The organism is Paenibacillus sp. J31P13, from assembly GCF_056269295.1.
In genome coordinates this window covers 917592-931550 of the sequence record NZ_JBWDNR010000001.1, presented here as the reverse complement: position 1 = coordinate 931550, position 13959 = coordinate 917592, and the positions used below count along the sequence as shown (strand labels likewise).

At 41.7% G+C, this 13959-nt stretch carries 17 protein-coding genes; 4 read left to right on the top strand and 13 right to left on the bottom strand.

Annotation, left to right across the window (positions count from 1 at the left end; translation table 11 throughout):
- Nucleotides 1-5 precede the first annotated feature (5 nt).
- Nucleotides 6-479 carry an NUDIX hydrolase gene (locus tag AC0YOD_RS04195; RefSeq protein WP_475797968.1) on the bottom strand — a complete coding sequence of 158 codons (474 nt, stop codon included), beginning with the start codon at nucleotides 477-479 and terminating at the stop codon, nucleotides 6-8.
- A 266-nt stretch (nucleotides 480-745) separates the two neighbouring features.
- Between AC0YOD_RS04195 and AC0YOD_RS04190 the strand changes: the two genes are divergently transcribed.
- Nucleotides 746-1720, top strand: coding sequence for a phosphotransferase enzyme family protein (locus AC0YOD_RS04190; protein ID WP_475797967.1), 975 nt, complete (start codon nucleotides 746-748; stop codon nucleotides 1718-1720).
- A gap of 81 nt (nucleotides 1721-1801) precedes the next feature.
- On the opposite strand, the gene AC0YOD_RS04185 is transcribed toward AC0YOD_RS04190, so the two are convergent.
- Both AC0YOD_RS04185 and AC0YOD_RS04180 read right to left on the bottom strand, forming a co-directional pair.
- Nucleotides 1802-2032 (bottom strand): cold-shock protein, encoded by a 231-nt coding sequence (locus AC0YOD_RS04185; protein ID WP_475797966.1) that lies wholly within the window; start codon nucleotides 2030-2032, stop codon nucleotides 1802-1804.
- Between the two features lie 66 nt (nucleotides 2033-2098).
- Nucleotides 2099-2299: a cold-shock protein gene (locus AC0YOD_RS04180; RefSeq protein WP_102711779.1), complete on the bottom strand. Its 201-nt coding sequence runs from the start codon at nucleotides 2297-2299 to the stop codon at nucleotides 2099-2101.
- 259 nt (nucleotides 2300-2558) lie between these two features.
- On the opposite strand from AC0YOD_RS04180, the gene nagZ reads away from it, so the two are divergent.
- Entirely contained in the window at nucleotides 2559-3803 is a 1245-nt protein-coding gene (gene nagZ, locus AC0YOD_RS04175) for a beta-N-acetylhexosaminidase (RefSeq protein WP_475797965.1), read from the top strand.
- Between the two features lie 70 nt (nucleotides 3804-3873).
- On the opposite strand, the gene fabI is transcribed toward nagZ, so the two are convergent.
- The 3 genes from fabI to AC0YOD_RS04160 form a co-directional block, all read right to left on the bottom strand.
- The gene (fabI, locus tag AC0YOD_RS04170) at nucleotides 3874-4650 is read right to left on the bottom strand and encodes an enoyl-ACP reductase FabI (protein ID WP_475797964.1); all 777 of its coding nucleotides are present in this window, start codon (nucleotides 4648-4650) and stop codon (nucleotides 3874-3876) included.
- Between the two features lie 97 nt (nucleotides 4651-4747).
- Nucleotides 4748-5158, bottom strand: coding sequence for a hypothetical protein (locus AC0YOD_RS04165; RefSeq protein ID WP_475797963.1), 411 nt, complete (start codon nucleotides 5156-5158; stop codon nucleotides 4748-4750).
- Nucleotides 5159-5224: 66 nt separating this feature from the next.
- The gene (locus AC0YOD_RS04160) at nucleotides 5225-5707 is read right to left on the bottom strand and encodes a GNAT family N-acetyltransferase (protein WP_475797962.1); all 483 of its coding nucleotides are present in this window, start codon (nucleotides 5705-5707) and stop codon (nucleotides 5225-5227) included.
- A 277-nt stretch (nucleotides 5708-5984) separates the two neighbouring features.
- Between AC0YOD_RS04160 and AC0YOD_RS04155 the strand changes: the two genes are divergently transcribed.
- Both AC0YOD_RS04155 and AC0YOD_RS04150 read left to right on the top strand, forming a co-directional pair.
- Nucleotides 5985-6368 carry a DUF3992 domain-containing protein gene (locus AC0YOD_RS04155; RefSeq protein WP_475797961.1) on the top strand — a complete coding sequence of 128 codons (384 nt, stop codon included), beginning with the start codon at nucleotides 5985-5987 and terminating at the stop codon, nucleotides 6366-6368.
- A gap of 30 nt (nucleotides 6369-6398) precedes the next feature.
- Nucleotides 6399-6740, top strand: coding sequence for a DUF3992 domain-containing protein (locus AC0YOD_RS04150; RefSeq protein ID WP_475797960.1), 342 nt, complete (start codon nucleotides 6399-6401; stop codon nucleotides 6738-6740).
- 78 nt (nucleotides 6741-6818) lie between these two features.
- Here the strand turns inward: AC0YOD_RS04150 and AC0YOD_RS04145 are convergent, their stop codons facing one another.
- The 7 genes from AC0YOD_RS04145 to pucL form a co-directional block, all read right to left on the bottom strand.
- Nucleotides 6819-7397 (bottom strand): S-Ena type endospore appendage, encoded by a 579-nt coding sequence (locus tag AC0YOD_RS04145; protein ID WP_475798363.1) that lies wholly within the window; start codon nucleotides 7395-7397, stop codon nucleotides 6819-6821.
- 256 nt (nucleotides 7398-7653) lie between these two features.
- Nucleotides 7654-9084 carry a collagen-like domain-containing protein gene (locus tag AC0YOD_RS04140; RefSeq protein WP_475797959.1) on the bottom strand — a complete coding sequence of 477 codons (1431 nt, stop codon included), beginning with the start codon at nucleotides 9082-9084 and terminating at the stop codon, nucleotides 7654-7656.
- Between the two features lie 234 nt (nucleotides 9085-9318).
- On the bottom strand, nucleotides 9319-10488 hold the full coding sequence (locus AC0YOD_RS04135) for a serine hydrolase domain-containing protein (protein WP_475797958.1): 1170 nt from the start codon (nucleotides 10486-10488) through the stop codon (nucleotides 9319-9321).
- A 121-nt stretch (nucleotides 10489-10609) separates the two neighbouring features.
- The gene (locus tag AC0YOD_RS04130) at nucleotides 10610-11140 is read right to left on the bottom strand and encodes a hypothetical protein (RefSeq protein WP_475797957.1); all 531 of its coding nucleotides are present in this window, start codon (nucleotides 11138-11140) and stop codon (nucleotides 10610-10612) included.
- A 348-nt stretch (nucleotides 11141-11488) separates the two neighbouring features.
- Nucleotides 11489-12550, bottom strand: a complete 1062-nt coding sequence (add, locus tag AC0YOD_RS04125) for an adenosine deaminase (protein WP_475797956.1) — start codon at nucleotides 12548-12550, stop codon at nucleotides 11489-11491.
- Nucleotides 12551-12613: 63 nt separating this feature from the next.
- Complete coding sequence (gene uraH, locus AC0YOD_RS04120; protein ID WP_475797955.1) at nucleotides 12614-12991, bottom strand: hydroxyisourate hydrolase; 378 nt, start codon at nucleotides 12989-12991, stop codon at nucleotides 12614-12616.
- Nucleotides 12988-13947 carry a factor-independent urate hydroxylase gene (gene pucL, locus AC0YOD_RS04115; RefSeq protein ID WP_475797954.1) on the bottom strand — a complete coding sequence of 320 codons (960 nt, stop codon included), beginning with the start codon at nucleotides 13945-13947 and terminating at the stop codon, nucleotides 12988-12990. The genes uraH and pucL overlap by 4 nt, the downstream gene beginning before the upstream one ends.
- Nucleotides 13948-13959 lie beyond the last annotated feature (12 nt).

The window sequence follows — 13959 nt, the reverse complement described above, 5'->3', positions numbered from 1 at the left end:
AACGCTTATTTAAGTAAGCTCTCAAGCAATTTTTGCTGAGAGACAGGCATGCCTGAAGGCCAATCACCGAGATGACAATAACAAATTTCCGAAATTTCACTGCAGGCTTGAAACGTTCCTCCTATGACCTTGCCTCTAAATATCAAATCAACTCGATTAGGATTTCGATTATAGAGTGCCTTTGCTAAACCGGTAATTTGAACCGTAAGACCTGTTTCCTCGAAAACTTCTCGCTCAAGTCCAGCCTCAGGCGTCTCAAGCTCCATCCAGCCGCCAGGTATTCCCCATGGCTCCCTTCTGTACACATGCTTCAGCAATAGAATCTTTCCATCTTCATTTGTAAAAATGCCTAGTACCGCAACAAGAAACTTATGCTGCGCACGATATACAATCCAGTTTTTCAAGCCGACAAATGGCGTATGCTTATATAGATATACAAGTAAATCCCTAGGCAGCAAACTCATTAATTTAACAAACATTTTTCACCTTACTTCCTTATTAGATGGGTGAATTTCATGTAAAATCATTCCAATAATAATTACATAACGTCTATGAATACATATTTGTTGCACAGCAAAACACCCAATGCATCTTTTCAACATTCTACCATGAATGCCCTTTTTCTAAATAGAATCTGGTAAAAAATGATTATAACTATAAATTCCATCCTCATATAGCCATTATTCCGTTAGGATGAAAGTATGACTAAGACCTCAAGATAGAAATGAAAAGGTGGTTTCTCTAGATGCATATTCCTGCAGGACATACCGTTTTTGATAAAGACGCACTTTTCAGTAAAATAACCAGCATCTATGAAATAGGTACGCCTATACAAACCAAATTCGTTTCAAATGGGTTGAATGATACGTATAGCGTGGACACAGAGCTAGGAACATTCATCTTACGCATTTATAAATATAAGTGGCGCTCAGAATCCGATATACGCTTTGAGCTTGATTTGTTATTGCACCTGAAGGATTATGGGATTCCAATCTCCTATCCTCTTGCTCGGAAGGATGGTGAGCTTGTGACGGAAATTGACGCACCTGAAGGGAAACGTTATGCAGCTTTATTTACTTTCGCAGAAGGTATAGGTAAAGGCGATCTTGAATCAAGCATCAATTATGGTCACTCCATCGCTCTTATGCACGATGCGATGGACAGCTATATGCCAAAGCATAATCGGTTCCTGCTAGACACCAATCATCTGCTACAAGATCCGCTTCAGCATATGCTACCTTTTTTAAAGCATCGACCTGCTGATACTCAGTTTGTTATCGATTTATCTGAGCGATTGACTACTCGCATTCTGGACTCCAAGGAGAATCTTGATTGGGGTGTCTGTCACGGTGATTTGCATGGCTGGAACGTTTTCCACTCAGAGGACGGCGGCTTAACACACTTTGATTTCGATTGCTGCGGAATCGGCTGGCGCTCTTATGATCTATCTGTATTTCTGTGGGATCGCGTTCATGGCAAATCAGAAAAGGAAGACTTTAAAGATGAATGTTGGGACGCATTTATCGGTGCTTATCAGAAGGAAAGACCACTCAATCAGGCTGATCTGGATAGTATTCCCGTCTTCATTGTTGCAAGACAGCTATGGTTAATGGGGCTTCATACGAGTAATAGCGGCATTTGGGGAGCTTGGCAGGATGACAATTATTTTGATGGAAAGCTAAAATTTCTAAAGGCTTGGGTTGATGCATACGGTTTATAAGGAGCAAGCCTGATTTTAGGCAGAAAAAAAACCGCTGCTTCACGGTTGATTACACTTATTCATATAGAAGGCGGCAGATTACTACATGATCTGTCTGCCTTTTTTTAATTCCTTCATATCTTTGTTGTTATTATTAATTGTTGGAAGCATTCTTACACTGCTAACCATTGGAGACGAACATTGATGACAAGCAGGTACATAATCAAAAGCGAAATTATCACGAATCCAGCTATTACAGCCTTCATTCTCACAAGTCCAAATCATTGTGTCTTCTTGAGGAGTTTCATCTAACGATTTTCTTCGAAAATACATAGTCCATTCCTCCTTCGATCTATAAAAAAAAGCCCTTAACAAAAGTTAAGGGCTTTAAACTGTAAACTACAGTTTTACAACGTTTTCTGCTTGTGGTCCACGGTTGCCTTGAGTTACGTTGAACTCAACTTGTTGACCTTCGTCAAGAGATTTGAAACCTTCGCCTTGGATTGCGGAGAAATGTACGAATACGTCATTTCCACCTTCAACCTCGATAAAACCGAAACCTTTTTCTGCGTTGAACCATTTAACTGTGCCTTTTTCCATTATAAAAACCTCCAATAATTTATTTAACATGTTTTTTTTGTACGAAACTAAAAATCACATATTGATAAAGGTACCATACAAATGATCACCCTTATCAATATGCGAATTCAAGGTTTAATTTGTTTATAAACGTAGTATAGCACACCAAAAAACAAAAGACAAGCCTCCCTTCATTTAATATATAATATGCTTGTTGAAGATTAATTTGGGTATGTTGCATCCTCGATGCGGGGATATTACAAACAGGGAGTGATGATCGATGAATCAGAAGATATCAAAGCTGTTAACCTTATTTTTCATTTGTTCTATATTAGTAAGCTGTAGCAAACAATCAACAAATATTGAAAATGAAATAACACCAACGACAACTGGGAACGCATCTGTTGAAGCGACGCCAGAACCGAGTGATCCAATAAAAGAACGAATCTCCAAAATGTCTACCGATGAAAAAATCGGTCAGATGGTTATTGTCGGGCTTGAAGGAACGACGATGGCAGCCGATGCCAAAGAAATGATCGACAGCTATCATGTAGGCGGGTTTATTTTATATAAAGATAATATAGTGGATGCTAAGCAAACTATGACTTTGCTTAATCAGCTTAAAGCACAAAATCAACACCAAGCCAGTCAAACACCATTATGGCTAAGTATAGATCAAGAAGGCGGCAAGGTTAGCCGTGTCCCTCTCGAATTCGCAAAATTTCCTGCTGCTCAACAAATTGGACGCATGGACAACTCCGATTACTCACATCAAATTGGATTAGCATTGGGTGAGATGATTCAAGGCCTTGGCTTTAATATGGACTTTGCTCCTGTACTTGATATTAATAGCAATCCGAAAAATCCTGTTATCGGCAGTCGTTCATTCGGCTCTGATCCTGACACGGTCATCAAACATGGAATTGCAACAATGAAAGGAATACAACATAATGATGTAGCTGCGGTTGTAAAGCATTTTCCAGGCCATGGCGACACTTCGGTTGATTCCCATCTAGAATTGCCCGTAGTAAATAAAAGCTTAAAGGAATTGGAATCGTTTGAGCTCCTCCCTTTCATGGAAGCCATTGAAGAGGATGTAGATGCCATTATGATCGCTCACTTGCTCATTCCGAAAATTGACGATCAAAACCCCGCTTCCTTATCTAAGAAGATCATCACAGATTTATTACGAAATACACTAAAATATAACGGTGTCATTATCACGGATGACATGACCATGGGTGGAATAACAAAAAACAATGATATTGGTGAGGCTGCTGTCAGGTCTGTCCTTGCAGGCAGTGACATCTTACTTGTTGGACATGACTATGAGCTCCAAACCAAAGTTCTGAAGTCTTTAAAGAAAAGCGTGGAAGACGGTACAATTTCCATAGAAACGTTAGATAAGAGCATCTACCGTATTCTGCATTTAAAATCGAAATATAAATTGAAGGATTCAGCATTAGAGAACGTGGATGTTGCATCCATTAATAAGGATATTAAAGAAGCATTGAATAGCAAATAAACAAAAAGCTCTCCTGGAAAAGGTTGTAAAAACCGTTTCTCGGGAGAGCTCTTTATTTTCATTCCTTTTTTTACAAAGCCATAATATGATAACCCGCATCAACATGAAGCACATCGCCGGTTACGCCTCTCGACAAATGACTAAGCAAGAACATCGTCGCATCGCCAACTTCTTCTTGGTCTATATTGCGACGAAGCGGTGCTTTTTCTTCAATCGTGGACATGATGTCATTAAAGCCAGATACGCCTTTGGCAGCTAGAGTCCGGATAGGGCCTGCCGAAACCGCATTTACACGAATGCCGTATTTCCCGAGATCTTCTGCCAAATACTTCACGCTTGCTTCAAGAGCTGCCTTCGCAACGCCCATTACATTGTAGTTCCTTACAACGCGCTCAGCGCCAATGTAGGTTTGAGTAACGATGCTGCCGCCTTCCGTCATCAATCTCTTCGCTTCACGAGAAACAGCAACTAAGGAATACGCACTTGAGTTTTGAGCAAGTAAATAACCTTCTCTGGTTGTATCCACATACTCCCCTTGCAACTCATCCTTATCAGCAAAAGCGACGGAATGGACGACTCCATGAATGATTCCAGTCGTTTTCTCAATATCTGCAAAAGCAGCAACAACGCTCTCATCATTCAGTACGTCACAGGATACAGTTTGCAATGCTTCCATTCCATGTTGGTCCAGTAGCTTCTTTAGCTTTTCTAGAGATCTATCTTTGCGATAAGTAAATATAAGCTTTGCGCCTTGATTATGAAGTGTTTTTGCAACACCCCAGGCAATACTCCGTTCATTTGCTACACCCATAACGACGATTATTTTATTTTGCATTAAGTTTGACATGCTGTTCCTCCTAGTTGTTCATTCCACTTTACCTATTTGCTTTGCAGTTATTACCTTATACTAAACGATATGGCTGAAAATTATCAACTTTTAAAAGTTAGTTAAACTTTTCAACAGAAATGTTTTTCAGATGAAGTGGGATCTTTGTCATTTCGCCTAAAGTAAGCTCAACAACCTGTTCAGGAATAATTTTCTCCAATTCTTCGGGAGAGAAATTCCCATACCTTTTCACCTTTCCATCCGCACGAAGGGCATAAATAGAATTTTTATATTTACTTATAATTTTCACTTGGATAACCATTTTGCTTTTCATTAAGAGTTCAACGATGACGATGATTAGAAGTGCAAGCAATATAACGCCTGCTAAGAAAAAGAAAAATCCGAGCGACATTAGATCATCATTGGCATAGACATTAATAAATTGATTAACGGTAAAAATCAATCCAGTTGCAAGTGAAATAATAAACTGCAGGTAGACTTGAGATGACTTTAATTTGACGATAATCACTCCTTAAAAGGAAACTATTGTTAAATTATTGAAATTCGTCATTCCAATTCAATATCCTCCCTGCGTCTATTCTGCAATGATCTTCTCATAGCAAACACTGCTCTCGCTATTTACGTATTCTCCGAATTTTCCGATTAATACATAACCATGCTTCTTATAGAAGCTGATAGCCTCCGGTTGTTCTTCTCCAGCTTCCAGCTTAATCGTTTTAAAATGTAAAGCCTTCGCTCTCGACTCCAACTCTTTCAAAATCATTTTTGCAATTCCTCTATTTCGATAAGGCTCATCTACAAAAAATCTTTTCAGCTCTGTTGATCGCTCATCAAGCTGCCTAATCGCGCCGCACCCCACAGGAATGTTATCTAAATAAGCAACGATAAATATCATGTCATTCACTTTAGCAGCATCTGTAAAATCAACCACAAATACCTCTTCTACTGGATATTGCTGGAGTAGGTATTTATCTAGCTTCATTATGAGCATATGTAAATCATCATCATAGGGATTCACTTGAACTAACATTATTTGATCTTTTTCACTTACGCTCATTACTTAAACCCTCGCATTCCAATTATCGTTCGTCCATATTTACTTCTTCATTTTACTATTTGCCCAGTATCAAATCTATCTCTAAAATAAGCAATTCGTACCATACCTAGTTTTTCTACATTGTTCCAAAAACAATTAAAAATGAGCCAAAAACGCCGTTATCCATCCTTTTCACATGAACAAAATTATTAATATATGAAAATAAGGCAGATGTCCACACGAGCAAGTTGCCCTCTGCATTAACTATTTAGAAATTACAAATAGGAGGTTCTTATCTATGGGATGTAATAACACTAGTACTGCGTTAAGTTGCTGTCCTGATAAAGATTTCGTTCAAGATAAAGTATGTACTCCTTGGAGCGGTACAGTTCCAGATGCTGCTGTCGCTGATGTTGAAGTTGTTGTTTTTACGAATAACATCAATCAAAATATTGTTGGTACGGGATATGTGCAATATGACATCGGTCCTGGTCCCATAACACTTGATTTTCTAGATAGCACCGGGACGCCTATTAACCCTGCTACCATTACACTGACACCAGGCTCCAGTCTAGCTTTTACGTACAGACGATTCTCTGTTATCCAATTAACATTACCGCTAGCAACAGCTGGTACTTATCAAGGGGAATTCTGTATTACTACCCGTTACCCCGTTCAATAAATAGAAAACCATAAGGAGGGATAGCCCTATATGTGTGAATCAACATCAACATTAAGTTGTTGCTCAGAGAAAATCGTAGTGCAAGATAAAGTATGTACAAGTTTTTCATTAGCAGCTGCCGGTACCCAACTTATTTATACGGATAATATATCACAAACAATTAGCGGTACGGGTTATGTTACGTACGAAACCGGAACAGGTACTTTGACGCTGAACTTCTTCAAAACAGGCATCGTTGCAGCAATTCAAACCGTTGTCATTCCTGTAGGAGGCAGCGCAACTTTCACAGTAAGACGTTTCGATAACATCTCATTAACTTCCACAGGAGCTGCACAAGGAGAGTTCTGTATTACCGTACGCTATACCCTATAGTTTATTTGTATGTATTTCATAAAAAATGACAAACATATGACAAGGTGGTTCTTCCAACAATGTGGAAAACCACCTTTATTATTGTTCATCGATGGGAGCTGAATTTGCACGCAACGCTATAGTCGATGAAATATTATATTTCCCCTCTACATATGTGAACTCATTTCCTTGAGCTGATACTTTGATAGAATTAATACCTTTGCCAATATAATTCCTTGTATTGCCCGGCATGACAGAGATATGTTTCGGTTCCACACCATCAATTTCAACTTCTAACAAATCAGAACTCGTTGGACTAGAATAAATACTAATCTGCACTAGTACAACATTCGTCGCAGCATCTGCTTCCCATATCGGTATCTCCATCTTGTTTCCTTGAATGAATATATTGCCGCAGCATTCTTTGTCCACGGTTGTATAGCCGGGTTTTACTGGATCTATAGGATCAATACAGCAAGGAACAGGATATGGTTGTGGATAAGGCTTTGGACATGGCTTTGGACAAGGTTTCGGGCAATGGCATGGTTTCGGACATGGACAAGGTCTCGGCCTTGGCCTTGGTCTGTGACAGCGTTTTGGAGGACATGGAAATATAGGACAGCATTTTCTTTTTTTCACATGATGTTTGCAACGTTTTTTCTTAATGGGACAATTCATTTTGCGTTTTTTTCTTTTAGTAAAAGAGGAGTTCACAATGTGAACGATCATCAATGACAATAGTGCTTCTTTTCTGGAGCAAATTCTCCTCTTCAGCACTCTCCCCCTCTTCCAAAAAACATATTTTCAGATCCTTACTTATATTAAATGTAATATCACATCACATGGTTAAACATTATCTATCTTTATTTTGAAAAGGAGGTATATGCCTATTTTTTGAGAGTCTAAATCATTATTTAGACTCTTAGAGAAAACATTAAGTTATTTCATGCATAGACCAAACGACTCCGTTTGTCGCGCCGCTGCCTAAGTTTAATGCGATAGTCAAGCCGTTTGCATTATAGTAAAGCCCAATCACATCACCTGCATTTAGTGTAACCTCACCTGCTAGCGTAACGGTTCCATTCCCGAGAACCGCTCTTAATGTTAAAACTAAAGCAATATTAACATTCAATATAGGTAATAGTCCGGTTACTAAACTCGTCGTTGTAGGTGATGTTCTTTGCACAAGGAAAAATGGATTAATCCCCCCGCCAAGAGATACGCCGATAGCTGCTGTGGTTGAGTAGTTGACAGTCGCTAAAATCGTGTATCTTCCAGTTACCGGAATTGTAAAATTACCAGTTACTGGATTAAAATTCGCATGACCATAATAAGGGCTCGCTACCGACCAGTTCGTAAATTGACCGCTGGCAGATACGATTAAAGTAGCCAAATAAGCAGAAAACCCTTCTGTAGCAAAGTTCGGTCCTGTAGTACCGGTTGCTCCCGTTGCACCAGTCGGTCCCGTAACTCCTGTTGCTCCTGTTGACCCCGTAACTCCTGTTGCTCCTGTCGCTCCCGTGGCTCCAGTTGGACCCGCAACTCCTGTTGACCCCGTAGCTCCCGTCGCACCTGTCAGACCTGCAACTCCTGTTGACCCCGCCGCTCCTGTCGGACCCGCAACTCCTGTTGAACCCGTGGCTCCTGTCGGACCCGCAACTCCTGTTGCTCCCGTCGCTCCTGTCGGACCCGCAACTCCTGTTGCTCCCGTGGCTCCTGTTGGACCTGTCGGTCCTGCAACTCCTGTTGCCCCCGTGGCTCCTGTCGGTCCCGCAACTCCTGTTGCTCCCGTCGTTCCTGTCGGTCCCGCAACTCCTGTTGCTCCCGTCGCTCCTGTCGGTCCCGCAACTCCTGTTGCTCCCGTCGCTCCTGTCGGTCCCGCAACTCCTGTTGCTCCCGTCGCTCCTGTCGGTCCCACAACTCCTGTTGCTCCCGTCGCTCCTGTCGGACCCGCAACTCCTGTTGACCCCGTGGCTCCTGTCGGACCCGCAACTCCTGTTGCTCCCGTCGCACCTGTCGGACCCGCAACTCCTGTTGCACCCGTCGCCCCTGTCGGACCTGCAACTCCTGTTGCTCCCGTGGCTCCTGTCGGACCCGCAACTCCTGTTGACCCCGTAGCTCCCGTCGCACCTGTCAGACCTGCAACTCCTGTTGCTCCCGTGGCTCCTGTCGGTCCCGCAACTCCTGTTGACCCCGTGGCTCCTGTCGGTCCTGCAACTCCTGTTGCCCCTGTCGCTCCGGTTGCTCCAGTTGCTCCAGTCTTCCGGGTTCCGTTGCAGCTTAAACCACCCGAACATGAACAATGACTAGATGAACAGCCTGCACTTCCTCTATATAATTTTGATCTGCTATCATTTTCTAGCATTTTAGTCCATCTCCTCAATACCTTCCCCTAACCCTATAACCTTCTCTATTACTAGTTGATGAAATTCGCTCTGATTTTGATTGTACTGAAGCCTTACCTGCAAAAAGTTAGCTTGCCGAACATAAAAAAAGAGAGCACCAGTCGTCTTCAGAACGACGCAGTGACTCTCAATTTTCCATCCATTCCATTGTATGAATAGGGTTAAAATCTCACATCTCTTTATTTATCATATAATTAGCTTAATGCTAAATTTTCAATGGATGCCAAAACCGTATTATTGAAATAATCTACATACATATTTTTAAAAGGCTTTTCATGATTGAGCTCTACCGATAAATGGACGGTTACTGTCTTATATACAGGATCAACGCAGATAAATGGTCCAGCAGCACCCCAATGCGAATAGGCAACCGGTGAGAATAAATCTCCTCCGTCTCGTTTGGTCCCATTAATAGCCCAGCCATATCCCCAAAATGCTTCTGGAAATACCTCATCTCTGTAATGGGAGGAAACGCCAGGAATTTGATTTCTAGTCATTTCCCTCACTGTTATAGGACTAAGAATGCGAGTACCATTATATTGACCGCCATTCAAAAACATTTGTCCAAAGACAGCTAAATCATATGCCGTTGCATATGCGCCACCGCCAGCAGAAACAGAATCGAGTGCCATATCCGTTTCAATCCATTCTGCACAAGGAGCATCCATTGAACGACGAACAACTCGATCACGAACTTCCATAGGTACATGATAGAAGGAATTTTCCATTCCTAATGGTATGAAGATATTTCCCTTTACAAAGTCCTGATGTGCTAGACCGCTCACCCGCCTAATGATTTCACCCAGCAAATCATAGCCGTAGCCTAAATAAGACATCACTTTCCCAGGCTCAGTCTGTAGGGCTGCGTCAAAACCATAATATAATCTCTTATGCGTATGAGCATCCTGATTTGCTGGACAAAAAGGAAGATCAATCGTATCCCATTTCTCATGAAAATGCGTACTTAGAGCATCTGCATTCATTCCCGAAGTATGGGATAGTAGGTGATGCACAAGAACCTTTTCTTTGCCCACACCGCTAAATTCTGGAATATAATCTGCGACAGGCCGATTTAACCCAACCTTCCCTTGTTCCACTAGCATCATAACTGCAGTTGCCGTAAACACCTTCGTAATCGAACAAAGCGGAAACAGTGCTTGGACCGTTAATTCAGCGGATTGTTCTGCAGGTCCATATTTCCCATCCGCTTGATGGACGAGCACAATTCCATTTCTTGCCGCAAAAACGACTTGTGCAGGCGTAATCCCATCCCTCACCATTTGCGATGCAGCTGTGCGAATTCGATCAACGCCAGATGAATTCACTCCTGCTTCCTCCAACGTTCCATCTAAAAGCTTAAACATATTTTATCCCCCTATTTGTCTAAAAGTTAATATAAGTATTATATTTAAACAAATATGTTAACAATCCTTCTTTAGAGGGAAAAAATGTATGTAACCTATTCATAAATGATCTGTGTATGAACTATTCTAAAAAGCTTTTGATAACATCGATATTATTTTGAGCCCTTTGATTCAAGGATTTCTTATCTCTTAGGTTGAACAATGCAAGCTCATGACCGGGATCAAGGATAAGAGGCTTTGTTATAATATTTTGAAGAAGGAGGGCTGTGACTTTATAAGATTTATGTAATAACTCAATTGAACTCTTTTCACGCACGCATTTGATGATCTCGATTATATTTTCAGCATACATGAGCTTCACCATGCTGTCTGACGACATCAGATGCCGATCTGTAAAGCTAATGACATTGTCCAAAATCCGGCTATCTGCATTATTTTTTGCAATGGACAACAATTCCAGCACCGCAGTCCAATCTCTGATAGAGAGCTCTTTTGTACGCATCGCGATCATTTCCGAAATCCACTCGCTCTCAGTATCTTTGGAAATCTCATACGTTTTGTACTCTTCATAATGACCAGCTCGGTGCATTTGAAAATAACTGCCATAATAAGCTGTGAACAGCTCTTGTGCCCTTTCTAATGTATCTCCCATGCTTACACCACCTTGTTTTTTCACAATCTAAATATTTACCTATTTCTGTGAATCACAAATAAATTAACATTATAATTAATCTCACTTAACTGCATCACCACATTCACATAGCTACACAATTAGCAGATTTATTGTTGCCGAATCAATCGTTTGATGCTCTGCAAACGTAAATGTATTCGAGAGAATTAATAAATTATTATATCATTTACGGCATCATTTTAAAAAAGATATAAAAAAGAGCACATTACGTCTTCAATAAGACGCAATAGCTCTTTCGCATACCTAAAACTCAAACACATACTACTCTTGTGACTCTTACGATTCGTTTGATCTACATTCACAGTTCTTTTAAGCCCCTAAACCCAATAAATCAAAATCGCGCTCGAACTGCTCCAGAAGCCTTTGTTTCTCCCCATCCTCTAAAAAAGCTGCTCGCACACCGTTTCTAATAATCGCTGCAATATCGACTAACGTTAGACCACAATGCTCCATCAGAAGCTCATACTCCTTCCGAAGGGTTGTATCTGATACCGTCATATTGTCCGTGTTGACAGTAACGACGATTCCTTGATCCAAATATTGACGAATGGGATAGGAAATCCAGTCCGTAACTGCCTTCGTCTGAATATTGCTAAGCGGACACATTTCGAGTGGAATTCTACGTTCCTTCACAAGCTCAACAACTGCCGGATCCTCTAGCATTCGCACGCCATGTCCGATCCGCACCGCTCCTAGACCCGTAATAGCAACCTCCACGTTTTCCGCTCCAGCCGCTTCTCCCGCATGTATCGTAATCGGTAAACCTAACAGCTGAGCAGATTGGAAGAGATTATGAAATAACTCCGCTGGAAAAGAAGCCTCATCTCCTGCCAAATCTACCGCAACGACGCCTTTTCCATGAAACAGAGCAGCCTCTTCAACAACTTCCACATTCAACTCATGAGAATGACTACGCAAGCAAATTGTAATAGCGCGCGCAATAGTACCAAAGGATTCCTCGCCGCGCTTTAAGCCCTTAACCACATGATGGATGACATCATGAACACTCAAACCATTCAATCGGTGCAATTGCGGCGCAAACCGAACCTCGATATATTTCACATGCTCCCTTGCAGCTTGTTCCACGACCTCATAAGCGACGAGCTCAAGCGCTGCTCCTGTCTGCAGGTAAGGGATGACAAAGCTAAACTTGTCTAGATATTGCTTTAAGTTTAAGCAATTCTCATCTACCTGCATATGAGACAGAAGCTCCATATCCGACATTAATGGCAGAGGTTTCTTTTGCTCGAAAGCGAGCTCCTTTAATGTATCAGGCAATACACTGCCATCCAGATGCACATGCAGATCCACCTTAGGCATGCGTTCCAATAGAGCTCGCTCTACTAATAGTCGTTCGTTCCATTCTGTCATTGCAAAAGCCCCTCCTCTCCTTCAAATCATCCGCATGAGCACCGCTCATGCTTTTCACCCTTTTTACGTTCCGCGATACGTGCTATAACCGCCAGGCGCAACTATTAAGGGTACATGATAATGGGCGTTTTTGTCCATAACACGGAATTGTATAGGAATAAAATCAAATAAGCTATCACTAATTCCTGCCAAATGATTAGATCTTCGGAAATAGTCTCCCGCTGCGAATATTAACTCATAGACACCCGCCTTTAAAGCAACACCCTCCAGTAAAGGACGATCGACACGACCATCATGATTGGTTTTAAATGTCCCGATAAGCTCAGAGGCTGTAGAAGCCCCCCTAACATCATCCCCTAAAAACCAGAGCTCAATCGCAATTCCGACAACCGCCCTGCCGCCTGCAAGATCAAGCACATGAGTCGTTATTCGCCCGCTCATTGTTCATCATGCCCATCTATCAGATCATCTCTCGTCATGGTAAAGCCTTGGAATCCATAAGGAGGACGCGGTTCCGTATATACACCTGCTGAACTAGGATCATCCGGTTCTACAATTGTCTCCCAAGTACGGTTGTTGGATTGGAAACGAACCTCTGAGAGCTGTGGAAAGCTTGAAAGAATGCAGTGACCAATTTGATAAATTAAATATTGAATGGATGGCGTATTTTCGGAATGGAAGATGGTATGAGTAAGATCATGAATTTGTTCAGAAGCAACATAACGACTGCGTTTACTGTCAAAAGCGTCCTCCGCATCGGTATACGTCCAGAAAATATCAAGGAATATAAATAAAGGACGATCATAGCTCTCTGGCAGAGTTGTATACTCATCACGTACGAAACCATAAAATGAGCTGCCGCTAACTTTTATAAGCTGAATATGGGACAAGGCGCTTTCTTGCTCAGCAAGCTGTACGCCATCTGGCGTGCGAATCCATTTCAATGCTGCGCTGGCATGTTCATTGTGAGAGCGCCGAAATACGAGCTGGCTGTCGCTCCATCCGCTTCCTTCTGTAACGGTTACCGAGTTGAACGGCATCCGATCAGCACTTATTTCAATCGCATCCATGTGCGGGTAACGATCCAAGAACCGCTTAGCAAGGAATGCGAGCAATCCTTCAGTGGTACTCCCTTCATAACGAGCTGTTTCTCGTAATATGAAGTTTTTCATGGAATCAGTTGCAACTACTTTCGTATTATCACCCTCTGTAAAAGAAGTAAGAAGAACTTCACTGCTCACTGAGAACGTAATATTATGAGCGAAAATTACATTTGTATCACCTTTATAAGGTGATTCTGGTATAGATGCAACCGACAAGGGGGTTGCATACGTCCGATAGCAAAAAACATCCCCTTTTCCATAATAAAGTGTTCTGCCGCTGTCTAGTTTCATCATCCAAATCTATCC